Annotated in this window: 22 protein-coding genes and 1 tRNA gene; 13 read left to right on the top strand and 10 right to left on the bottom strand. The window is 31.6% G+C overall.

The annotated features are described in order from the left end of the window. The first annotated feature begins 65 nt into the window (after positions 1-65). Complete coding sequence (locus ACTF45_RS02850; protein WP_438949315.1) at positions 66-884, top strand: ABC transporter ATP-binding protein; 819 nt, start codon at positions 66-68, stop codon at positions 882-884. A gap of 5 nt (positions 885-889) precedes the next feature. Next, positions 890-1735 (top strand): MlaD family protein, encoded by an 846-nt coding sequence (locus tag ACTF45_RS02845; protein ID WP_288346496.1) that lies wholly within the window; start codon positions 890-892, stop codon positions 1733-1735. Positions 1736-1740: 5 nt separating this feature from the next. On the opposite strand, the gene bchD is transcribed toward ACTF45_RS02845, so the two are convergent. After that, a complete protein-coding gene (gene bchD, locus ACTF45_RS02840; protein ID WP_288346548.1) occupies positions 1741-3849 on the bottom strand; it encodes a magnesium chelatase ATPase subunit D in 2109 nt (702 codons plus the stop codon). A gap of 96 nt (positions 3850-3945) precedes the next feature. Here bchD and folK point away from each other — a divergent pair, with 96 nt between their 5' ends. The 3 genes from folK to ACTF45_RS02825 are packed head-to-tail and all read left to right on the top strand — an operon-like array spanning position 3946 to position 6556. Continuing rightward, complete coding sequence (gene folK, locus ACTF45_RS02835) at positions 3946-4509, top strand: 2-amino-4-hydroxy-6-hydroxymethyldihydropteridine diphosphokinase (protein WP_288346497.1); 564 nt, start codon at positions 3946-3948, stop codon at positions 4507-4509. 51 nt (positions 4510-4560) lie between these two features. After that, positions 4561-5127 carry an NUDIX hydrolase gene (locus ACTF45_RS02830; RefSeq protein WP_288346498.1) on the top strand — a complete coding sequence of 189 codons (567 nt, stop codon included), beginning with the start codon at positions 4561-4563 and terminating at the stop codon, positions 5125-5127. Next, entirely contained in the window at positions 5120-6556 is a 1437-nt protein-coding gene (locus tag ACTF45_RS02825) for a cryptochrome/photolyase family protein (RefSeq protein ID WP_288346499.1), read from the top strand. The genes ACTF45_RS02830 and ACTF45_RS02825 overlap by 8 nt, the downstream gene beginning before the upstream one ends. On the opposite strand, the gene ACTF45_RS02820 is transcribed toward ACTF45_RS02825, so the two are convergent. Beyond that, a complete protein-coding gene (locus tag ACTF45_RS02820; protein WP_288346500.1) occupies positions 6541-7746 on the bottom strand; it encodes a DegT/DnrJ/EryC1/StrS family aminotransferase in 1206 nt (401 codons plus the stop codon). The two genes, ACTF45_RS02825 and ACTF45_RS02820, sit on opposite strands and share 16 nt — an antisense overlap. A 53-nt stretch (positions 7747-7799) precedes the next feature. Then, positions 7800-8393 carry a thioredoxin family protein gene (locus ACTF45_RS02815; RefSeq protein ID WP_288346501.1) on the bottom strand — a complete coding sequence of 198 codons (594 nt, stop codon included), beginning with the start codon at positions 8391-8393 and terminating at the stop codon, positions 7800-7802. A gap of 106 nt (positions 8394-8499) precedes the next feature. Here ACTF45_RS02815 and fabI point away from each other — a divergent pair, with 106 nt between their 5' ends. From fabI to ACTF45_RS02800, 3 genes are all read left to right on the top strand, one after another. Beyond that, positions 8500-9282, top strand: coding sequence for an enoyl-ACP reductase FabI (fabI, locus tag ACTF45_RS02810; protein WP_288346549.1), 783 nt, complete (start codon positions 8500-8502; stop codon positions 9280-9282). A 20-nt stretch (positions 9283-9302) separates the two neighbouring features. Beyond that, on the top strand, positions 9303-9908 hold the full coding sequence (gene hisB / locus ACTF45_RS02805; RefSeq protein WP_011131918.1) for an imidazoleglycerol-phosphate dehydratase HisB: 606 nt from the start codon (positions 9303-9305) through the stop codon (positions 9906-9908). Positions 9909-9980: 72 nt separating this feature from the next. Next, the gene (locus ACTF45_RS02800; protein ID WP_288346502.1) at positions 9981-11465 is read left to right on the top strand and encodes a carotenoid oxygenase family protein; all 1485 of its coding nucleotides are present in this window, start codon (positions 9981-9983) and stop codon (positions 11463-11465) included. Between the two features lie 2 nt (positions 11466-11467). On the opposite strand, the gene rdgB is transcribed toward ACTF45_RS02800, so the two are convergent. Then, positions 11468-12043 (bottom strand): RdgB/HAM1 family non-canonical purine NTP pyrophosphatase, encoded by a 576-nt coding sequence (gene rdgB, locus ACTF45_RS02795; RefSeq protein WP_288346503.1) that lies wholly within the window; start codon positions 12041-12043, stop codon positions 11468-11470. Next, the gene (locus tag ACTF45_RS02790; RefSeq protein ID WP_288346504.1) at positions 12040-13500 is read right to left on the bottom strand and encodes a phosphoglucomutase/phosphomannomutase family protein; all 1461 of its coding nucleotides are present in this window, start codon (positions 13498-13500) and stop codon (positions 12040-12042) included. Before ACTF45_RS02790 ends, rdgB begins: the two co-directional genes overlap by 4 nt. An 81-nt stretch (positions 13501-13581) precedes the next feature. Here ACTF45_RS02790 and ACTF45_RS02785 point away from each other — a divergent pair, with 81 nt between their 5' ends. Next, entirely contained in the window at positions 13582-15000 is a 1419-nt protein-coding gene (locus tag ACTF45_RS02785; RefSeq protein ID WP_438949314.1) for a TM0106 family RecB-like putative nuclease, read from the top strand. Here ACTF45_RS02785 and ygfZ read toward each other — a convergent pair. Both ygfZ and pyrE read right to left on the bottom strand, forming a co-directional pair. Beyond that, complete coding sequence (gene ygfZ / locus ACTF45_RS02780) at positions 14997-15845, bottom strand: CAF17-like 4Fe-4S cluster assembly/insertion protein YgfZ (protein ID WP_438949313.1); 849 nt, start codon at positions 15843-15845, stop codon at positions 14997-14999. The genes ACTF45_RS02785 and ygfZ overlap by 4 nt on opposite strands. Positions 15846-15848: 3 nt before the next feature. Then, positions 15849-16409 (bottom strand): orotate phosphoribosyltransferase, encoded by a 561-nt coding sequence (gene pyrE / locus ACTF45_RS02775; RefSeq protein WP_288346506.1) that lies wholly within the window; start codon positions 16407-16409, stop codon positions 15849-15851. A gap of 140 nt (positions 16410-16549) precedes the next feature. Here pyrE and ACTF45_RS02770 point away from each other — a divergent pair. The 3 genes from ACTF45_RS02770 (at position 16550) to ACTF45_RS02760 (ending at position 18964) form a co-directional block, all read left to right on the top strand. Next, positions 16550-16622 (top strand) — tRNA-Ile (locus tag ACTF45_RS02770). Between the two features lie 18 nt (positions 16623-16640). Then, the gene (locus tag ACTF45_RS02765; protein WP_288346507.1) at positions 16641-17909 is read left to right on the top strand and encodes a hemolysin family protein; all 1269 of its coding nucleotides are present in this window, start codon (positions 16641-16643) and stop codon (positions 17907-17909) included. A 50-nt stretch (positions 17910-17959) separates the two neighbouring features. After that, complete coding sequence (locus tag ACTF45_RS02760; protein ID WP_288346508.1) at positions 17960-18964, top strand: Gfo/Idh/MocA family protein; 1005 nt, start codon at positions 17960-17962, stop codon at positions 18962-18964. A 14-nt stretch (positions 18965-18978) separates the two neighbouring features. On the opposite strand, the gene ACTF45_RS02755 is transcribed toward ACTF45_RS02760, so the two are convergent. Together ACTF45_RS02755 and tgt are read right to left on the bottom strand one after the other, a co-directional pair. Beyond that, positions 18979-19119, bottom strand: a complete 141-nt coding sequence (locus ACTF45_RS02755) for a photosystem II reaction center protein K (protein ID WP_011131909.1) — start codon at positions 19117-19119, stop codon at positions 18979-18981. A 33-nt stretch (positions 19120-19152) separates the two neighbouring features. After that, positions 19153-20271, bottom strand: coding sequence for a tRNA guanosine(34) transglycosylase Tgt (tgt, locus tag ACTF45_RS02750; protein WP_288346509.1), 1119 nt, complete (start codon positions 20269-20271; stop codon positions 19153-19155). Positions 20272-20360: 89 nt separating this feature from the next. Here tgt and ACTF45_RS02745 point away from each other — a divergent pair, with 89 nt between their 5' ends. Beyond that, on the top strand, positions 20361-21110 hold the full coding sequence (locus tag ACTF45_RS02745; RefSeq protein ID WP_288346551.1) for an adenosylcobinamide-GDP ribazoletransferase: 750 nt from the start codon (positions 20361-20363) through the stop codon (positions 21108-21110). Here the strand turns inward: ACTF45_RS02745 and ACTF45_RS02740 are convergent. After that, positions 21088-22224, bottom strand: a complete 1137-nt coding sequence (locus tag ACTF45_RS02740) for a sensor histidine kinase (protein ID WP_288346510.1) — start codon at positions 22222-22224, stop codon at positions 21088-21090. The genes ACTF45_RS02745 and ACTF45_RS02740 overlap by 23 nt on opposite strands. Positions 22225-22298: the final 74 nt, after the last annotated feature.

The following is a 22298-nucleotide window of genomic DNA, read 5'->3' as shown; positions in this document are numbered from 1 at the left end:
TAAATATATACATTGATTATAAATCAAATACATACATCCTTTTTTATTTTTAAAAAGTAGGCAATATGTATTTAAAGACAAATTGCTTTATATACATTTTGAAAAAAACAAAACATGTCGTAGAAACCAATAATCTCTCAATTAGTTGGGGAGAACTTAATGTACTAAATAAAATCAATTTAAAACTATATGAAGGCGAAAAATTAGCTATTGTTGGCCCTTCAGGTTCTGGGAAATCAACTATATTAAAAATCTTGGCAGGTTTGCTTTTACCCACTGCGGGTGAATTAAGTATATTTGGACAAAAACAAACTTACTTAAGATTAGATCAAACTAACCCTCCAGATGTAAGGTTAGTTTTTCAGAATCCTGCTTTATTAGGATCTTTAACGATTGAAGAAAATGTAGGCTTCCTACTTCAAAAGAATAAAAATTTATCCAAGAAATTTATTCAAGAAATTGTAAGAGAATGTTTGGAAGAAGTGGGATTATTTAATGTTGAGAAAAAGCTGCCAAATGAATTAAGTGGCGGTATGCAAAAAAGAGTAAGTTTTGCAAGAGCATTGATTACAGATCAAGATTTAGATAAAAAAAGTCAACCATTATTACTTTTTGATGAACCTACTGCTGGTCTTGACCCTATTGCTTCATCAAGAATTGAAGACTTGATTAATAATACAAATAATAAAGCCAATGGATCATCTATTGTTGTGAGTCACGTTCTTAGTACTATAGAAAGGACTTCAGAAAAAGTTGTTATGCTCTATGGAGGTAAATTCAGATGGGCTGGTTCTATTGATGAATTTAAAGAGAGTAATGATCCTTATGTTTTCCAATTTAGAAATGGGAACCTTGCAGGACCAATGCAACCAAAAGACATTTAAAAATTATGCGTAGAAGCTTAAGAGATTCAATAGTAGGATTTTCCTTATTAGGAGGTTTATTAGTATTTACATTTTTTTCATTCTGGTTAAGAGGTGTAAAGCTGTCTTCGAAAAATTGGTATCTTTTTGCAGAATTTAACAACGCAAGTGGTTTATCAAAAAAATCTCCAGTAACTTACAGAGGGATCTTAGTAGGTTCAATTGAGGATATTCTTTTTACTAATGAATCAATCAAAGCAAAAATTGTTTTAAATAATCCAGACATTGTTCTTCCCAAACCTGCATTCGCAAGAGTTGTTACGAATTCATTTTTAGGGGGAGATGTTCAAGTCGCATTAGAAACTAGTGAAAAAACAATTCCGAAGAATACTCCAAAAGCCATATCAGACAAATGTGATAGTAAATTAATTATTTGTCAAGGAGACACTATTACTGGAAAGCAACTATCGAGCCTTTCAAATATCACTAACAGGATAAATCAACTACTTAAAGAATCAAATCAAGAAAATTTAATTGAAAATGTAGTTAATTCAATAGATCAATTTGATAAAACACAAGAAAATCTTGATGAACTAATTTATTTGTCAAAGCAAGAAATTATTAGAGTTAAACCTCTTATAAAAGAGGTAACCATAGCAGCAGGTCATTTAAACAATATTTTGTCCACTATAAATGACGAAGAAACTCTAAAAGATATTAAATTAACAATCGAAGCTGCCGAATCAATATCAGGCAAATTTGATAAAATGAGTGATGATTTTGAACAACTAACGAAAGATAAAGAATTTACTAAATCCATAAGAGATTTAACAATTGGACTATCAAAATTTCTTAACGAGATTTACCCATAAAAAATTTAAAATTCATTAATTGCATTTAAGGCCATGGCGGCAATTGTCTTATCAGTAGCTTTAGGCAATTGAACATATTTTCCTTGTGCAGCTTCTGCAAGTTCTTTTCCAAAGCCACTAGCTATAAATTTCCTTTCTGTATCTATAATTAATAACTTTATTCCTAACATGGGGTATTTAGCGGCAATATCTAATACTTCTTGTTTTAAATCCACATTTTCGTTTTCGTTAACTTCTGCTTGACCTAATGATGTACCTAGAGGGACATTCCCCCTACCATCAGTTATTCCAACAACAATGACCTGACCTATATCTCCTGTAGAAAGAGCATTTTTTGCTACTTTTGCTGATTGAGTTAACCCATGAGCTAAAGGAGATCCACCTCCACATGGCATAGTCTCTAACCTTCTTTTTGCTGCAGTAATAGATCTTGTTGGTGGCAAAAGAACCTCTGCTTGATTCCCTCTAAATGGTATGAGAGCGACTTCATCTCTATTTTCATAAGCCTCAGTCAAAAGTCTTATGACAGCACCTTTAGCACTTTGCATTCTATTAAGTGCCATAGAACCACTAGCATCAACTAGAAAAATAACCAAAGCTCCTGCCTTTTTTTGAAGGAGCTTTGCCCTAAAGTCATTTTCTTCAATAATTATAGTTTTATCAGGATACTTTAATCTTCTAGATTTCTGATATGGAGCAGCGGCTCTTAGAGTTGCATCAACAGCAATTCTTTTTACTTTACCTCTTGGAATTAAAGGTCTGACATATCTACCTCTGCTTTGACTTAGAATTACTGATCTGCTTCCACTATTTCCTGATTTAGATTTTGCTGATGAAAAAAGCAATAAATCAGGATCTACCATGCATGATTCAGGATCAAGAATAAATTCTTCTGGAATATCAGGAGTAGAATCTTCTTCCCCATCAGAATTATCTTGTTCTTCTTCTTGATTATCCTCATTTTCGTTAGATTCAGGTTCAGAATCTTCATTATTTGACTGAGGTGGGGGTGGGCTTTGATCCTCAGGCGGTGGTGGTTGAATATCATCATCCTGAGGTGGTATTTGCGTAGCTCTTGGAAGAATTACTAACCTTACTGCAATCTTTAAATCATCAGAATTAACATTCTCATCACCTCGAAGGGCTGCATTTGCTTTGGCAACTTTTACTGCAAACAACTCAGATCTATGTCCTTCGACACCACCTCTAAGGGCTTCATTTACTAAATAAGTTATTTGTTCTTTAGTAATTTTTACATCCTTTAACCATTGCCTAGCCAAAATTAACTGAGTGGATAAATTATCAGATTCTTCAGACCATTTTTCTGAAAACTTGATATTGTTTTCAGCATGAGATAATACAGATTTGGTTATTTCAACTCTTTGGTTATTATCTATCGATTGATCCGCAGAAAGAACAATTGCAAATCTATCTAATACATGATCTCTTAAAGCTCCTTCTTCAGGATTATAAGTTGCAATCAACAGTGATCTGCAAGGATGAGAAAGACTTAATCCATCTCTTTCAATATTATTTTGTTCTCTACCAGTAGCTTCAAGAATTAAATTTACAATCCCGTCATCCAATAAATTAATATCATCAACATACAAAACACCCCTATGAGCCTCTGCTAAAACTCCGGGCTGAAAAACTTGCTCGCCTGTATTCAATGAAGCAGAAACATCTATAGATCCAACTAGTCTGTCTTCCGTAATTCCAATTGGAACTTGAATAAATGGAGCCTGTACAACCTTGCTTGGAATACTTTCAATTTGACTAAGGTAATCAATACCGATAATTTTCGCTATTAATTGTTTAATATTTTTATCCCATTCCTCAGGTTTAGTTGGATCTAAATTTCTACTTATAGGTCTGAAAGAAATCTTATTATCAGTTAATTTCTCGCGTATTAATTCATTATCTATTATTTCAATCGGTGGTATTAAGGAATGCAAACCTCTTGCCAATACCGACTTACCAGTACCTCTACCACCTGCAATGATTACTCCTCCTAAACTAGGATCGACAGCTGCCAAAAGTAAAGATAATTTTAATAAGCTGTGACCTGTAATTGCAGCTAATGGAAATGCTCTAAACGAATCCTTCTTTTGCATTAAATCCTTTATGTCTTCTTTACCTTTTAACTTTTGTTCCAAAATCACTTTAAAAATCCCTGATATAGAATTTATCCAATAACTTAGTTTTTTGTAGTGGAATTATCAAATCTTAATATCAAAAATGGACTATGTATATCCCTGGGAGCAAATATTGATAGTAAATTCGGAAGCCCTCTTGAGTCATTATTACTTTGCAAACCAAAAATAGAAGAAATAATAAATGAGTGGGGAGATCTTTACAACAACAAAAAAGAAGAGAAAAGAAAATTTCATGCAAACTTTTTTTGGTCATCAATTTATGAGACATTACCTCATGGAGTTGAAAATGAGCAGCCAAATTATTTAAATACTCTATTGCTTATAAAAAGTAATTCTTTTCCTAAACCATCAAATAAAAACGCGAAATTACTTTTAAAAGAGCTAAAAAAGTTAGAGAGGTTTTTCGGACGAAAAGAGACGCCAAAGGGTAAGAAATGGCTATCAAGATGTCTCGATTTAGACATTCTTTGGTGGGAAGATTTTTATACGGTTGACGAGAAATTAACATTACCTCACCCTAGATTCATGAATCGGAATTTCGTTATTACTCCACTATCTGAAATCTTAAGTAGAAGCCAAAAAATTAAAAAGTTTGATGCCCCAAAATGGTCTATATAAATGATTTACAAAACCAAAAAATAACTGTTAGGCTGTCTTTATTTAAAAATTATGGGCAACAAAAACTTTATAAAAAAATCCATTTTTAAAGAAAAAATATCTGAGTTAAAGTCAAAAAAATTTAGTTTCGAAATAAATAGAATTGAGCTTCCAAATGGACATGAAGGTGAATATGGATACATTAAGCATCCTGGTGCAGCATTAGCCGTACCTATTACAAAAGACAATAAAGTTATCATTCTTCGGCAATATAGATTTGCTGTTTCAAGGTATTTATTAGAATTTCCAGCAGGTACATTAGAAATAGGTGAAACACCTATTAATTCAATTCAAAGAGAAATACAAGAAGAGACTGGATTCAGTGCAAACAAATGGGATGAACTAGGAACTCTTGTCCCTGCTCCTGGTTATGCAGATGAAGAAATTTATTTATTTTTAGCTCGTGATTTAAACAAACTCAATTCCGAGGTTAAAGGAGATTTAGATGAAGATATAGAAGTATTAATTTTAGACCCCGACGAACTAGATAATCTTATTTCTAGTGGGGATGAAATTCTTGACGCAAAAACCGTTACGGCTTGGTTTAGAGCTAAACAATTTTTGGAAAATTATGAATAAACCTAGAATACTTTTTTGGCATAGAAAGGATTTAAGAATATTTGATAATCAAGCTTTAATCAAAGCATTTTCATTATCAGATGCTATTACTTCAACTTATATATTTGATAAAAATTACTCACACGATTTCAATGCAAGTTCAAGAGCTTGGTTTCTAGGAAATTCGCTTCAAGAATTAGGAAATAATTGGAAAAAAATGGGTAGTAGATTAGTTTTGGAAGAAGGAGATCCGGTATTAATAATTCCTCAATTAGCAAAGAAAATAGATGCTAAATTTGTTTTTTGGAATAGATCTATTGAACCTTATGAGATTAATCGAGATTTAGAAATAAAAAATAATTTAAAAGAACAAAATATTCAAGTTATTGAAAATTGGGATCACTTATTAATAGAACCTTTAAAAATATTTTCAGGGAATAATAATCCTTATTCAGTTTATGGACCTTTTTATAAAAACCTTAAATCAAAAATGAATTTATTAGGTTCATTTGAACAAGATAAAGTTGTTTTCCATTTTAAAGACATAGATAATAAATTCAAAGAAAATAAGACAATAAATTCATCTGATTCGGTTCTAGAGAAATTTATCAAAAATATCAAATTTCCTGGTTCGAATATTTGTCCATGTAGACCTGGAGAGAATGCTGCGCAAACATTATTAGAAAATTTCATTAACGAAAAAAAAATATATTCTTATAATTCTGCAAGAGATTTTCCTTCACATAATGGGACATCATTTCTAAGTGCATCTCTCAGATTCGGCACCATCAGCATTAGAAAAGTTTGGAACGCCACATTAAATTTAAATTCAGATTTTGCAAATCAAGAAAATTACCTATCAATTGAAACATGGCAAAAAGAACTTGTTTGGCGTGAATTTTATCAACATTGCTTATTCCATTTCCCAGAGCTAGAGAAAGGTCCATATAGAAAAAAATGGGATCACTTTCCATGGCAAAACAATAATGAATTGTTTCAACATTGGAGCAACGGAGAGACCGGAGTACCTATAGTTGATGCTGCAATGCGTCAACTTAATAGTACTGGCTGGATGCATAATAGATGTAGGATGATAGTCGCTTCATTTCTTGTAAAAGATCTTATATGCAGTTGGCAAATGGGCGAGAAAAAATTTATGGAGACGTTGGTTGATGGAGACTTAGCTGCAAATAATGGGGGATGGCAGTGGAGCGCCAGTAGCGGTATGGATCCAAAACCACTTAGAATTTTTAATCCATATACCCAAGCAAAAAAATTTGATCCTATTTGCGAATATATAAAATATTGGATTCCTGAATTATCTAGAGTGTCAAATTCAGAATTATTAAATGGGGAGATATCTAATTTAGAAAAAAATAATTATTCAAGCCCTATCGTCAATCACAACATACAACAAAGATTATTTAAATCACTTTATGCTGAAATTTGAATTTCCTCTATACAATTCTTTAAAACTTTATTTAAATTTTCTGCTATATAAACTTGCTCTTCATAAGAAATTTCAGGAAACATTGGGAGACTAAGAACTTCTGTACAAATTCTCTCTGTATTTATGAGTTTTGTTCTAGAAAAATTTTTATTTTTGTAAGCTATTTGTGCATGTATTGGAATTGGATAATAAATAATTGAATTAATACCTTTTTCAAAAAGTTGTTGTTTCACCAAATTCCTTAAGGAATAGTATTTTTTGCAATCAGTATCAAATAAATTTGAAAAATCTTCATTTAAAAAATATTTATCGTTTCTTAATTTGATGACAAATTGATTCCAAGAATGGGAAATTAAATCAGAGCTAATTTTTGGAAAACTAATAAATGGATTTTTTCCTAATAAATCAAGGTAATTATTAGCAATTTTTTGGCGATTATTAATCCACTTAGAAATATATTTAATTTTAATGTTTAATATGGCAGCTTGAATGGTATCAAGTCTGCTGTTATATCCAATTTGGGTATGGTGATATCTTATTGGGCTGCCATGAACAGCCAGTTCTCTAATTTTATTGGCAATCTTCTGATCTGAAGTTGTTACTGCTCCACCATCTCCAGCAGCTCCTAAATTTTTAGTAGGGAAAAAGCTAAAACAACCTATATCACCGATACTACCAACTTTAGAATTATCCCACATTGTGCATGTTGCCTGGGCACAATCTTCGATTACTTTTAAGTCATATTTGTTGGCCAAAGATTTTATTAAGTTCATATTCACTGCATTCCCAAATAAATGAACTGGCATAATTGCCTTGGTATTAGAATTTATTTCTTGTTCTATTAGTTCAGTATTAATGAGATAAGTTTCTGGATCTATATCTACCAAAACAGGATTAGCACCAACTGCACTAATAGCCTCTGCAGTCGCAAAAAAGCTAAAAGATGAGGTAATAACTTCATCACCCACACCAATATCTAATGCACGCAAAGCTAATACTAAAGCATCAGTTCCACTATTACATCCAATAGTATTTTCAACACCAATCAGACTAGAAAAACTCTCCTCAAATTTGGCAATTTCTTGTCCTCCAATATACTGACCCCCTTTTAAAACTTTAGAAACCTCGCTCTCAATTTCTGAGCCAATTTCTTGGTACTGCCTATTTAAAGTAAATGGAGGTATCTGCATATTGAATATATTAACCCTAAACCATATTTCTATGGGTAAAAAAATTTTTTAATTCATTTAAACCAACTCGGTTCTTTTCCAGGAGTCCATTTTATATTGCAACCTAAAGAAGGAATCTGATTTGAAGGATAAGAATTATCTTGATTCAAATCTTTTACAGCAGAGCGCAAATCTTTTCCAGACAGGGGGATATTATTACCTGGTCTACTATCATCTAATTGGCCATGATAAAACAATACAAAATCACCATCTCCTTCATTTGAAAAAAGATAAAAATCCGGGGTGCAAGCCGCTTTTAATTCCTTAGCAAAATTTTGATTTTCATCATATAGATAAGGGAAACTCCATCCCTGTGATTGTGCTTGTAATCTTAAATGGTCAGGAGAATCTGAAGGATGAGTGACAATATCATTACTAGAAATTGCAACTGTTTGAACTGTATTTTCAATTTCTTTACTTAAGGTGAAAATTTGATTCTCAATATATTTAACAAATGGACAATGGGCACAAATAAACATTAAAAGTAAATGCCGATTATCTAGATTATGAGAATTAAAATATTGATTGTTAGAAGAATTAGCATTTAACATTTTGAAATTAGGTAATTGAAAACCTAATTCCAAAACCATAGAATTTGTTTTGACCATGTTTAAGTTGAATATTCTTTGATATTTGAAAATTATTGTATATTTTGCAGTAATCCGTAAAGATAGGTACTTTGATATAGGAGAATATATAGAAATAATAAACAAAATGCTTCTAAATCTATCTGGCAAAAAAATTCTGGTTACGGGAATTGCCAATAACCGTTCAATAGCATGGGGTATTGCTCAACAACTTTCAAAAGCTGGCGCAGAACTTGGAATCACATATTTGCCTGATGATAAGGGAAGATTCGAATCTAAAGTTAGAGAACTAACTGAACCGTTAAACCCATCCTTATTTTTGCCTCTTGATGTTCAAAATCCAGCTCAAATTGAAGAAATCTTTAAAAATATAAAAGACAATTGGGGTCAAATTGACGGATTAGTTCACTGCCTAGCATTTGCAGGACGCGATGAATTGATTGGAGATTATAGTGCCACCACTTCAGAGGGTTTTGATAGGGCTCTTAATATAAGTGCGTATTCGTTAGCACCTTTATGTAAAGCAGCAAAACCACTTTTTAGTGATGGTGCTGGCGTTGTCTCATTAACTTATTTAGGATCAGAGAGGGCGATCCCTAACTACAACGTGATGGGAGTTGCAAAAGCAGCTTTAGAAGCTTCAGTAAGATATCTTTCTGCAGAACTTGGGCCCGAAAAACAAGTCAGAGTTAATGCAATAAGTGCTGGACCTATAAGAACACTTGCTAGTTCTGCTATAGGTGGCATTTTAGATATGATTCACAATGTTGAAGAAAAGGCTCCTTTACGCAGAACAGTCACTCAAACGGAAGTAGGTAATACTGCTGCTTTTTTATTAAGTGATCTCTCTAGCGGCATTTCAGGCCAAACAATTTATGTTGATGCGGGTTACTGCATTAATGGAATGTAAACTAAATTTTTTGCATAAAAATGTCATCTCTAAGGCAATCTGAAATAAAAAGAAAAACGAATGAAACAGATATTTCTGTATTTATAAACTTAGATGGGAATGGGATTTCCGAAATTGAAACCGGGATACCTTTCTTAGATCATATGCTTCATCAAATATCCAGTCATGGTTTATTCGATTTAAAGATAAAAGCAATTGGAGATACCCATATTGATGATCATCATACAAATGAAGATGTAGGAATCGCGTTAGGCAAAGCATTTTCAAAAGCCTTGGGAGAAAGAAAAGGAATCAGTAGATTTGGACATTTCTTTGCCCCATTAGATGAAGCATTAGTTCAAGTTACTTTGGACTGTTCCGGCAGACCACATCTATCTTATGATCTTCAATTAAAAGCTCCTAGAATTGGCAATTATGATACTGAATTAGTAAAAGAGTTTTTTATCGCCTTTGTAAATAACAGTGGTATTACTCTGCATATTAATCAAATAAGAGGTAGCAATTCACATCATATAGTTGAGGCTTGCTTTAAAGCTTTTTCACGAGCAATGAGAATGGCTACCGAAATAGATCTAAGAAGATCTGATTCAATTCCAAGCAGTAAAGGAATGCTTGAAAATCAATAAAATAGGAATTTTTTCGAATCAGCCACAATTCAGTTGATTTTTGGCGAAGATAGATAAAGTTATTATTTTGTTGTGACTAATTTACAAGATAAAAAAATTGATAAACCTAAAAGTTTTAATAAAGAAGATTGGTCAAGTGCGTATCAAAATGTAGAAAAGGAGCTTACCAATGAGCCTCTAAAAATCAGCAAAGGTAATAATATTAATAATTTAAATGGAACATTATTAAGAAATGGACCAGGAATATTAGAGAGAGGTGGACAATGGGTTCATCATCCATTTGATGGAGATGGAATGATAACATCCATAAAATTCGAAAGTGGTCAGCCGTTCTTAACAAATAGATTTGTTAAAACTAAAGGCTATTTGGAAGAAGAAAAAATAAATAAATTTATTTATAGAGGTGTTTTTGGTACACAAAAAAATGGAGGAATTTTAAATAATGCATTAGATCTAAAATTCAAGAATATCGCTAATACACATGTCGTTAAATTAGGAGATGAAATTCTCGCTTTATGGGAAGCAGCCGGTCCACATGCAATGGATCCTGATAGTCTGGACACTATTGGTTTAACAACATTAAAAGGGGTACTCAAGCCTAACGAAGCATTCAGTGCACATCCCAAAACAGACCTAAACTCAAATGCATCTTCAGAACTTTTAGTCACGTTTGGAGTACAAACCGGGCCAAAAAGTACCATTAGATTAATGGAATTTAATAATGCTGGTTTAAATTCTGGAGAGCTCATTTTCGACAGAAAAGATACCTTTAATGGCTTTGCATTCCTTCATGATTTCGCAATTACAACTAATTGGGCAATATTTTTGCAGAATGCTATTGATTTCAATCCTCTTCCATTTGTAATGGGTCAAAGAGGAGCAGCACAATGTCTAAAGTCAAACCCAAATAAAAAGGCAAAGTTTTTTATCATCCCCAGAGAAAGTGGATTATTTAGAGGTCAGCCACCGTTAACAATAGATGCTCCAGAAGGATTCGTTTTTCATCATGTAAATGCATTTGAAAAAGATTCCAAAATCGTATTAGATAGTATTTTTTATGATGATTTCCCATCAGTTGGTCCAGACGAGAATTTTAGGGATATTGACTTTGATAAATATCCAGAAGGAAATCTGAAAAGATCATTTATCGATCTAAAGAAAAAAACTTGTGAACTTGAAACTTTAAGTGAACAATGTTGTGAATTTGCTGTTGTTAATCCTAAAAACTTAGGACTAACAGCAACTTTTAGTTGGATGGCAAGCACATCTCAAAAACTTGGGAACGCTCCACTTCAAGCAATAAAAAAAATAAATTTAACTTCTAAGGAAGAGATTTCTTGGTCAGCAGGTCCAAGTGGATTCGTTAGTGAACCAATTATGGTTCCATCAGAAAACTCTTCAAAAGAAGATGAGGGATTTTTATTTATACTTCTATGGAACGGAGAAAGAAGAGGAAGCGATTTAGTGATATTAGACGCAAAAGACTTAAAAGAATTAGCTGTTTATGAATTACCTATTTCGATTCCACATGGCCTTCATGGATCTTGGGTTAATTGAAGTCAAGAAAAAATTTCAAGCAAGTCTGGAATAATTTTTTTTAGTGCTTTACCTCTATGACTACAAGAGTCTTTAATAACATTATTCATTTCTGCGAAAGTTAATCTGGTAGATCTCTCCTCAAAAATTGGGTCATACCCAAAACCCCCTTTTCCTCTAGGGCTTAGAATAATGTTTCCAAAACATTTAGCCTCTGATTCTAATATCACATCTCCACAAGGAGAGCAAACACAAACATTTGCAATAAAGAAAGCACCTCTATTTTTTTCTCCATCAAGTTCATGTAAAACTCTTTCTATTCTTTTTTGATCATTTTCTGCATATCTTGATGAGTAAATTCCTGGCCTACCGTCCAAAGAATCAATACATATTCCTGAATCATCTGCGATAGCATAATTCCTCGTTTTTTTAGAAACTTCACTTGCTTTTTTGATTGCATTCTCCCTAAATGTTATCCCATTCTCCTCAACATCTATTGATTCTGGTTGAAGCAATAATTGGCAATTTACATTTAATAATAATTTTTTATATTCTTCAATTTTACCTTGGTTTTTGCTTGCTAAATATAATTTTTTCATTTTATATTTTTTACTTTATTTATGTATTTTTGACTCCATTCCAAAACCTCATTTAAATCATTTTCAGATTTTGCCTCACAATACAATCTTAAAAGAGGCTCTGTTCCTGAGAACCTAAATAATAGCCAAAAATTATTATCCATTCTCAATTTTATGCCGTCGATATTTGATACACTTTTTATACTATAGCCACATATTTTTGAAGGAATATTATTTTTAATATATTTTTCAAGAATTTCTTTTTCTGATTGATTTGGAAATTTAACATCTATTCTTCTATAAAAACTTGGACCAAAATTTTCTTGAATTTGATCCAAAGTTTCATATAAATATTTTGATTTTTCTGCGATTCCATTTAGTAAAATCATAGCTGCATATAAAGCATCTCTCTCCGGCATAAAGTCTCCAAAACCTACCCCTCCTGATTCCTCTCCTCCAATAAATATTTTTTCTTTAATCATTTTTTTTGCGATATATTTAAAACCAACCGGTAGTTCGAAAACCTCTCTATCTTGATTTTTTGCGATATTACTAATTATGTCTGAACCACTAACAGTTTTAAGTACTGGATATAAATTCTTATTCTTTTCTCCCAAATAACTAATAAAGAAAGGTAATAAAACTTGAGTACTACAAAATCTTCCTTTTTCATCAATTACAGCAATCCTATCGCCATCCCCATCAAAAATTATGCCTAGCGTTTTAATACCATTTTTAGAAGTTTTTGTTAATGTTTCAGTTAAATTATCTAAATATTTTAGCAGTGGCTCTGGAGGATTTCCTCCAAATAAAGGATCATAATCTGCTCTAATTTCAGTAAAAATTTTTGAATCATAACCTTCAAAGATCTGACTAAGGCAATTTGCTGCTGAACCATGCATAGAGTCAACAAAAATATGCAAATTCATTTTCTTTAAATTATTAGCAATAAAATCAATATTAAAATTAGATTTAATTTGATCTAAATGAAACTTCTTAATATCAACTTTTTCATATGCACCTTCCAATCTTTCAATTGAGTTTCCCAGAAGTAACCTTTTTTCAACTTCCTTTGTAAAAGATTCATCCACAGAACATCCTTTAAAACTTTTAATCTTTAAACCCAGCCAATTATAAGGATTATGACTTGCAGTAATAACTAAACAACCTAAAAACATAAATTTTTTGGCGTATAGGCTGCAGGAAGGGGTGGGCACATAACTAGTAGAAAGAATGGGTTCAAAACCACACCCTTTAACAAAAGATGCTATCTCTTTTGCGAACTCATTTGCCATGAATCTACGATCGTACCCTATAAGAATTTTTTTAGAATTTGTTTCTTCGAAGTATTGATAATATAATTCCTGACAAGAAGCGACTACAACTCTTGAGAGATTTGATAGATTGAAATCAAAACCAATTATTCCTCGCCAGCCATCAGTTCCGAATTTTATTTCATCTAGTTCATTTGAAGACAAAGTAAAATAGTTCCTTAATTTCCAATAATTATCTATATTAATTTATATAAGTAAAAATTTAAACTGCCTTTGCAAAAAAATTTGAATAATCTTTATTTAAAAAGTTTTATAAGATGCAAAAGAAAAGCTTGGCTCGATTATCAGGGCAATAAGTCTCAAAGAATTTGGTCACCACATCAATCTATAGAAATAATTAAACGATACAAAACCTTTTACAAACTAAGTGATGGAGATTTATATTCTGGGGAAAAAGCCTGTAAGAGGGGTTCAAGTGGAGTAATCGGATTAAAGGCAAGATCTAAAGTAATCAATAATATAAATACAGAAATGCAACCTCAATTACTTAAAAAAGTAGGTGGTCATAGCAAATGGGGCGAATATAAATATATACCTGTTGTATATAAGTTAGGCCATAGAACAACAAAAGAGCATCTATTCGATTTAGCTTTTTCTTCGATATTATTAGAACCCTTTCAAGAAGCAAAAATTGAAAAAGGATTGGTAATTTCAAATTTTTCAAATCGAATTAATATTGAAAAAATTGATTTAAATCCAGGCTTAAGAAAAAAAGTAATGCATACCTTTTTAAATTTAAATGAATATCTAAAAAGATCTATTCCAGATATTACTGAAGACAGGAAAAAATGTACGATATGTTCATGGCAAAAGTTTTGCGATACAGAAGCAAAAGATAATGGATATCTAACTGATATAGATGGTATTGGTTCTAAAACAGCCTTGTTTCTCCAAAAAAATGGGATATCTAATATTAAAGAACTAGCTGCTACCAAGAAAATCGATTTAGGAAAAAAACTTTTTCAATTTAAGGAGCAAAGATTTGAAAAAGCTTCAAAGTTTATAAAGCAATCAAAAGCATATTTATCAGGAATACCAATTCAAATTTTGGAAAATAAAAACTTATCTTATCTTTTAAAAAATAAAGATTCGGGATTCTTTATTTTTGATATTGAGTCAAATCCAGATGATAAACATGATTTTTTATATGGATTTTTAAAAGTAAATAGTTTGTTTGAAAATATTGAAGATGATTTTTATGATCCAATATTAAACCTTAAAAACAATGCTAAAAAATCTAATCAAGAAATTATTCAAAAACTTTTTTCTCAAAAATACTGGCCAGTTTTACATTATGGAGAGACTGAGAAAATTGCAATTTTAAATTTAGCTAGGCAATCAGATCTCGATGTAAAAGAAATTGAAATCCTAAATTCCAGATTTATAGACTTACACTTAATTGTAAGAGGATCGTGGATATTACCTATTAGAAACTATAGTTTAAAAACAGTTGCTAATTGGATTGGATTCAAATGGGAGCAAGAAAATGTAAGTGGATCAAAAGCTTTATATTGGTGGATCCAATATAAAAGTACCTTAAATGATATTTTCCTAAAAAAAATAATTAAATATAATCGAGATGACTGTTTGGCTACACTTCAAATCGCGAAGTGGTTAATCAAAAAACATGAAAAGGTTAATTAAAGAAAAGTTGAACCTAAAGATTTCTCTAATGAAATTTGGCCAAAATTATCAGAGAAAAATGGATTTCCCTTATCTAAATATTTTCTCTTTATCATTGCTAGGCCTTTTATTATTCGAGACTCTAATACATAAATGCTGGTAATATAACCAACTGATTTTTCTTTATTCTGATTATTAAAAAGAATTTTATTCACAGATTCTAAATTCACATCTTTATCTTTAGCCGTCCATACTCTGATCTCCTGCTTTAAAGAAGAAACATTCTTGATTTTTGACATTGTTTCTTGACCCAAATAACAACCTTTATTGAAGTCTATAAGATCTGTTAATCCTAATTCAAGTGGATTATTTTTTCCATTAATTTCACTATTTAAAGATGGTATAGCCTGATTAATCTTCCACAATTGCAAGTCATTAGTATTCATTGTATTTGGATTATTTTTATAAAAATCATATTTTTTATCTTCATTTTTTAAAAAAATAGGTTGAGTGATTCTCCAAGAATTCATATCATCAACTTGCTGAAGTCTATTTATTGAAAAAGTATCACTTAATGAAACATCGTCAGACGGAAAAATAATGTCATTAAAGTATTTTCTAATCTCACTAGTATTTCCTACTAAGACAATTACTTTTAATGCATTTTCTGAGCAATTAATTTCAAGTAATGATTTTAAAATTCCATTTGGGGATAACCAGCAAGATTTTAAAACCTTGTTATTTAAATCAACAATATTTCCTGTAGTTATTCCATTTAAGAATCTTTTACTATCTTTTCCAGTAACAGAAAAGCAATCAAATTTTTCAAGCCAAAATTGTTCTTTATTTTCTTTAATTTTTGACATTATTTATAGAAAGTCTTCTATTGAAAATAAGCTTTTTAATTGTATATTTTGTTCTTTCAAGGCCTCATATCCTCCTTCTCTTCTATCGACAATAGACAAAACTTCTTTAACTAAAAGATTATTTTCTCGTAACTTATTAATTGCTTTAATAGCTGATCCAGCAGTAGTCACAACATCTTCTAAGACAGTTACTTCAGTTCCTTCTTTTAATGTAGGCCCCTCTAACCCAGCCTTTGTTCCATATTCTTTTATTTCTTTTCTGATGATTAAAGCATCTATTAATAACCCTTGAGAAGCAGCTGTTACGATTAAACCACTAACTAAAGGATCGGCTCCTAAAGTCAACCCAGCCACAGCTTTTGAACTTGGATCCATTAACTCCAAAAACAAATTGCTAATTAATTTCAACCCTGTGCCATTTAAAGATACAGGTTTACAATTTAGATAATGAGCACTTTTTTTGCCAGATGCCAAAGTAAAGTTTCCTTTCTTATAAGACTTTTCAATTAAAAGTTTTAACAAATTCTCCTTATTTAATTTATTCTTCTGCGAGAAATTGTTCATTAATAGAGGTTAAGCTTATATTTCAAGATTAGGAGAAAAAAAAGAAATCTCACAAAAACTTACTAAGTTGGTGCTTTTTGAAATATTATTTTTATATTGTATGTAAATCGAATGTAATTAATCATTACTGCAGAAAATCTGGGGGTGTAGCAATCTGGTGAATGCACCAAACTCATAATTTGGCTTAGGCGAGTTCGATCCTCGCCACCCCCATCACTAATTTGTTATTGAATGAAAATAACTTTACTATTCTTACTTTTGATATTTCCAGCTTTTTTTGCTGCGAGTGAACTTTCGTTTTTATTAATAAGGCCAAGTAAAGTTTTAAGACTGATAGAAGAGAAAAGAAAAGGAGCATTTTCCATTTTAAAAATTCAAAAAAGATTCAGATCTTCTTTAATAGCATCTCAATTTGGCGTGACAATTTCTCTTATAGCTGTTGGTTGGTTAAGTAAAGGTTTGGCTAATGATTTTTGGAACGTAAATAAATTTTCAAATCGAATATATGATCTCTTATTATTTTTATTTATTGTACTTATAGTCACCCTCATATCAGGTCTTATTCCTAAAGCATTAGTAATTAATAATCCAGAGTCAGCCGCTTTGAGATTAACTACAATTTTTGATGCAGTTCGAAAAGGAATGCAACCTATTGTTTCTGTAATTGAATTTTTTGCAAGTGCTTGTTTAAGGTTATTTAATCTAAACAACAAATGGGATTCATTAAATTCAGTATTATCGGCAGGTGAATTAGAAACATTAATAGAAACAGATAATGTCACGGGATTAAAGCCTGATGAGAAAAACATCTTAGAAGGTGTTTTTGCTTTAAAAGATACTCAAGTCAAAGAAGTAATGATTCCAAGATCTGAGATGGTAACTTTGCCAAAAAATATTACGTTTGCTGAACTTATGAAACAGGTTGATAAAACAAGGCATGCTCGTTTTTTTGTAATTGGTGAGTCTCTTGATGATGTTTTAGGAGTTTTAGATTTACGTTACTTAGCAAAACCAATTTCTAAAAGCGAAATGGGAGCAAATACATTATTAGAACCTTTCCTTTTGCCAGTAACAAAAGTAATAGAGACATGCTCACTAGCAGAAATATTACCTATCGTTAGAGATTACAATCCATTTTTACTGGTTGTTGATGAACATGGTGGGACTGAGGGACTTATCACTGCAGCTGATCTTACTGGCGAAATTGTTGGGGAAGAAATGCTAAATAGCAGAGTATATTCTGATATGAAAATGTTGGATAATTTCTCTAAGAAGTGGTCAATTGCTGGTAAAGCAGAAATAATAGAAATCAACAAAAAGTTGGGATGTTTTCTTCCAGAAGGAGCTGATTATCATACACTCGCTGGATTTCTTCTTGAAAAATTTCAAATGGTCCCAAAAATCGGAGATAGTTTAGAATTTAAAAATATTAAATTTGAAATAATTTCAATGTCAGGTCCCAAAATAGATCGTGTAAAAATATTTCTGCCAAAAAGTTAAAATTGACATCCAATGAAGGATAATAACTAAATATACATGGACTATAAGATATGAAACCAACCTCATCCTCAGTAAAGGTTGGAGTAATCGGTATAGGAAATATGGGATGGCATCATGCTCGAGTGCTTAGTTTGCTAAAAGATGCAGATTTAGTTGGAGTTGCCGATCCAGATGAAAGCAGAGGTAAATTAGCAGTAGAGCAATTTCAATGTGAGTGGTTTAAAGATTATCATGATCTTATTTCTAAAGTGGATGCAATTTGTATTGCTGTCCCTACACTTCTCCATCACAAAGTAGGCCTAGATTGTCTTAAGGCAGGTGTTAATGTTCTTATTGAAAAACCTATTGCAGCTAATGAGCTAGAGGCTAAATCTTTAATAAATGCCTCTAAAATTAGTAACTGTCTTCTACAAGTTGGACATATTGAAAGATTTAACCCTGCTTTTAGGGAGTTAAATAAAATAGTTCAAAATGAAGATATTGTTGTTTTAGAAGCAAGAAGGCACAGTCCTCATGCTGACAGAGCAAATGATGTGTCAGTAGTTATGGATTTAATGATTCATGATATTGATCTAGTGCTTGAATTAGTTAATTCAAAGATACAGAAATTAGCCGCCGTCGGAGGAAGGAATAGTGATGGCTTAATAGATTATGTAAATGCTACTTTGGTTTTCAAGAATAATATTATTGCAAGCCTAACTGCCAGCAAAATGAGTCATAAAAAAATTAGGAATTTAAGCGCACATTGCCAAAATGGTCTAGTTGAAACAGACTTCTTAAATCATTCTCTACAAATCCATAGAAAAGCTCATGAATCCTATACAGCAGAGCATGGAGAATTAGTTTATCGAAATGATGGTTATGTTGAAGAAGTAAGCACAACCTCTATCGAACCTTTATATGCAGAATTAGAACATTTTCTTAAGTGCGTACAAGGTAAAGAATCCCCAGAAGTTGATGGGGAACAAGCCTCAAGAGCGTTAAAAATTGCAGATTTTATTGAATGTGCAGTAGAAAACTCTGGTGATGCAATATCCCTTGAAATACCCTTCTGAATCATAAATAGATTTTATTTAAACCCTACTGCAGCTTGCCAAACAAAAACTAATAAAAAGAAAAATAAAGGTATTAAAGGAAGAACGTCAACGGTTGGAGCGAAAGCCTTATATGCTTCAGGCAATTCAGCGAATGTATTTAAAAGAGTGAGCACCTTCTTAATAAATTAATTAATTATGTTAAGACGTTACCACGTATGGTGAGCAATAGAGGATCTTTTCCATGGAGCGAAATCTATTGTAAAACAATTATCTTTAATTGCAGCAGAAATTGCATTTGTAAATCGAATTAGATGAGAAATATTATGTAGGCTTATAAGCGTTAGGCCTAATATTTCATCATTTCTTACTAAATGATGTAAGTAAGCACGAGAGTACGATTTACAAGTTTCACATTTACAAGTTTTATCTATTGGAGAAAAATCATTTTTAAAGCGGGCATTACGTATATTCCATCTTTCATCGTTAAAAAATGCAGTCCCATGTCTTCCCAGTCTTGTAGGCAAAACACAGTCAAATATATCGAATCCTTTTGCAACAGCTAAAGAAATTTCTCTTAGAGAGCCAATTCCCATTAAATATCTTGGTTTATTTATTGGTAAGAATTTCGGGACGTAATTAATTACACTATGTATTTCTTCGACTGCCTCTCCAACACTGACACCTCCTACCGCTATTCCAGGTAGATCAAAAGAACTTGTAAATTTTGCGCTATGTTCTCTTAATCTTGGATACTTACCACCTTGAACTATTCCAAATAATGCTTGATTTGATTTCTTATGAGTCTGAACACATTTTTGCAACCATGAATGAGTTCTTTGTAAGGAGTCCTCAATATCATTTTCGTTAGCTGTGTGCGGAGGGCAATGATCAAAAGCCATAGCAACATCAGAACCAAGATCCATTTGAATCTGCATTACTTTTTCAGGTGATAAAAATACATGACTACCATCTCTTGGATTTTTAAATTCCACACCTTTATCAGAAATATTATTTAATTTGGCCAAACTAAAAACTTGATATCCACCTGAATCAGTAAGAATAGGTTTATCCCAATTCATAAACTTATGAATTCCACCAGATTCTTTAACTAGTTTTTCTCCAGGTTGCAGATGAAGATGAAAGGTATTCGAAAGAATCATTTCCGATCCTGTAGAGATTAACTGCTTAGATGAAATTCCTTTAACCGTTGCCAAAGTACCCACAGGCATAAATCTTGGAGTGTTTACCTGACCATTTGGGGTATGAAATATACCAGTTCTTGCCTCTGTATTACTACAATTCGATTTAATTTCAAATTCAAACACGATAATTTATAAAATTTTTTGATCCTTTTTTAATAATCTACCCTATTATTTAATATTGAATCTATTTTTATCTCATCAAAAAATATTTAATAAAAAATTTAGCTGGATCTTGGATTTTCTATACGACATTTCCAAAGATACCTTTAATTAATCCCGAATTTAAAAATATTGCACAATTTGCGCCGCCTTTGGGATTTTTTATTGGAACAATACAGAGTTATATTTTTATTTTTTTAAGCGTAAACTCTTGGTCTATTTATGCATCTACTTTAATCTGTTTAGCTTCAGGATATTTAATTACAGGAGGTCTACACATCGATGGTTTAATGGATACTTTCGATGGTATTTTCGCGGGTAAAAAGAAACGTTTAAAAGCTATGAAAGACAGTAAAGTTGGATCCTTTGGTGTTCAATCTTTATTTTTTATAACTTTAATTCAGATTGCTTGCATACTCAAAATTCAAAACCAAATAATTATTGTTTTGCCAATATGCTTATTTTGGGGAAGATTTTCAAATTTATTTTTTATAGAAAAGTTTAAATATAGGAGTTACAAGAAAAAATCTATTAGTCACAAACAGTTTTGGAATGGATTTAAAAAAGAATCTTTGATTTCCATTGTTTTTCTTTTAATTTTCATCGCATACCAATTTGTTTCAATTACATCCCAAGCAATATTAATTAAATTTTTATTTCTAATTTTAATTGGTATTTTTTTTAGTTATTCTATTCCAAACATACTTGGGAATAAAATTGGAGGCTTCAATGGAGATGCTTGTGGTGCGAGTGTTGTACTAGTAGAAACTACAATGTTATTTATGAATGCAATTCTTTTATAGGAAGTTCTAAATAGAAAATATTCTTCTTCTTAAGACTTTTTAATTCCTTTACATCATTAATTGAGGAGTTTTCAAGCAATCTCAACTCTCCACCAATTTGTTTTGCTAATTTCCTCGCTAAAAAAAGTCCAACACCAGTACCATCCTTCTTCTTAGCCGCAGATCCTCGAAAGCCTTTTTGAAAAATCTTCTCATTTTCAATTTTGGTTATTTTTTTACCATCATCAAATATGCACAGACCTTTACTCATAATGGTGAGTCCAATCTCAGCATCTTTTTGGGCGTATTTAAACGCATTTTCTAATAAATTAGCCACAATTTCAGCAATTACAGCATATTTAGACTTTAATGGCGATAAAGTCCAATCTGGCCAAAGAGAAGGTTCCGTCCAATCTCTATTCTCTAAGTTCGCATTAGCTTGACCCCTTTCTAAAATTGGCCTCAATAAACTCTGGACAGTTATTAGCTTTTTGTTATCTAAATTTGGTGGTAATAATAATCTTTCCTCTCCAATTTCTAGAGGAAGTTTAATAGCTGAATTTAATTGAGCAAAAGAGTCCATATAATTATTAATTTGTTTTTGCTCTGTTATCATGCGTTCGACTATTTCAATAGAGTCATCATCTGAACCAAGTCTTTTTATTAGTAATTTTGCATATGTCCTAAGAGCAGCCAATGGATTCCTCAATTGATGGATTATGACATTGACCTGATTTTTTAAATAATTAATTTCTTCATTTTTATTTTGACGCTCTAATTCGATAGAAACGCATTTAGCTAAAGATAGTGAAAGTGCTTTTAATCTAGAGTCAAGAGATACTGGCCAATTCCCTTCTTTTAAATCAGTTTCTACCCTAAGGACACCAAGTAGGATATCGTTTTCTTGAAGCGGGTACCATCTTCTATTAGGAGAAGAAACTTTTAGTGAAGGATCATCTTCTACTGATATCAGAAGCCTATCAATTTGTGGCCATTGACCAATCATTTCAAAAGATGCTTTAGTTCCTTGCTCCGTTGAAGCAAGATACATAACCAAATGAGTCACCCCCATTGAGCAACCAAAGCTCTCTAGCTGTTTTATGATTAATTCTTCAAATTTTTTTGAGAGCTTCATAATTAGTGAAATTTAAAAAAAAATCTGAAAAAGGACTTGTAAAATATGAAAAAAGTATTAAGATATATAAAGAG

Source organism: Prochlorococcus sp. (genome assembly GCF_965655815.1).
Classification (GTDB): Bacteria; Cyanobacteriota; Cyanobacteriia; order PCC-6307; family Cyanobiaceae; genus Prochlorococcus_A; species Prochlorococcus_A pastoris.
This window is presented reverse-complemented; position numbering and strand designations above follow the sequence as displayed.

Excerpts from the sequence above, each read along its gene's own strand:
- ACTF45_RS02815 (WP_288346501.1), bottom strand. The coding sequence starts at position 8,393 with ATGGTCAAAACAAATTCTATGGTTTTGGAATTAGGTTTTCAATTACCT.
- fabI (WP_288346549.1), top strand. The coding sequence starts at position 8,500 with ATGCTTCTAAATCTATCTGGCAAAAAAATTCTGGTTACGGGAATTGCC.
- ACTF45_RS02740 (WP_288346510.1), bottom strand. The coding sequence starts at position 22,224 with ATGAAGCTCTCAAAAAAATTTGAAGAATTAATCATAAAACAGCTAGAG.
- rdgB (WP_288346503.1), bottom strand. The coding sequence starts at position 12,043 with ATGAAAAAATTATATTTAGCAAGCAAAAACCAAGGTAAAATTGAAGAA.
- ACTF45_RS02765 (WP_288346507.1), top strand. The coding sequence starts at position 16,641 with ATGAAAATAACTTTACTATTCTTACTTTTGATATTTCCAGCTTTTTTT.
- ACTF45_RS02820 (WP_288346500.1), bottom strand. The coding sequence starts at position 7,746 with ATGCAGATACCTCCATTTACTTTAAATAGGCAGTACCAAGAAATTGGC.
- pyrE (WP_288346506.1), bottom strand. The coding sequence starts at position 16,409 with ATGAACAATTTCTCGCAGAAGAATAAATTAAATAAGGAGAATTTGTTA.
- ygfZ (WP_438949313.1), bottom strand. The coding sequence starts at position 15,845 with ATGTCAAAAATTAAAGAAAATAAAGAACAATTTTGGCTTGAAAAATTT.
- ACTF45_RS02850 (WP_438949315.1), top strand. The coding sequence starts at position 66 with ATGTATTTAAAGACAAATTGCTTTATATACATTTTGAAAAAAACAAAA.
- hisB (WP_011131918.1), top strand. The coding sequence starts at position 9,303 with ATGTCATCTCTAAGGCAATCTGAAATAAAAAGAAAAACGAATGAAACA.
- ACTF45_RS02760 (WP_288346508.1), top strand. The coding sequence starts at position 17,960 with ATGAAACCAACCTCATCCTCAGTAAAGGTTGGAGTAATCGGTATAGGA.
- ACTF45_RS02830 (WP_288346498.1), top strand. The coding sequence starts at position 4,561 with ATGGGCAACAAAAACTTTATAAAAAAATCCATTTTTAAAGAAAAAATA.
- ACTF45_RS02845 (WP_288346496.1), top strand. The coding sequence starts at position 890 with ATGCGTAGAAGCTTAAGAGATTCAATAGTAGGATTTTCCTTATTAGGA.
- bchD (WP_288346548.1), bottom strand. The coding sequence starts at position 3,849 with ATGCAAAAGAAGGATTCGTTTAGAGCATTTCCATTAGCTGCAATTACA.
- ACTF45_RS02825 (WP_288346499.1), top strand. The coding sequence starts at position 5,120 with ATGAATAAACCTAGAATACTTTTTTGGCATAGAAAGGATTTAAGAATA.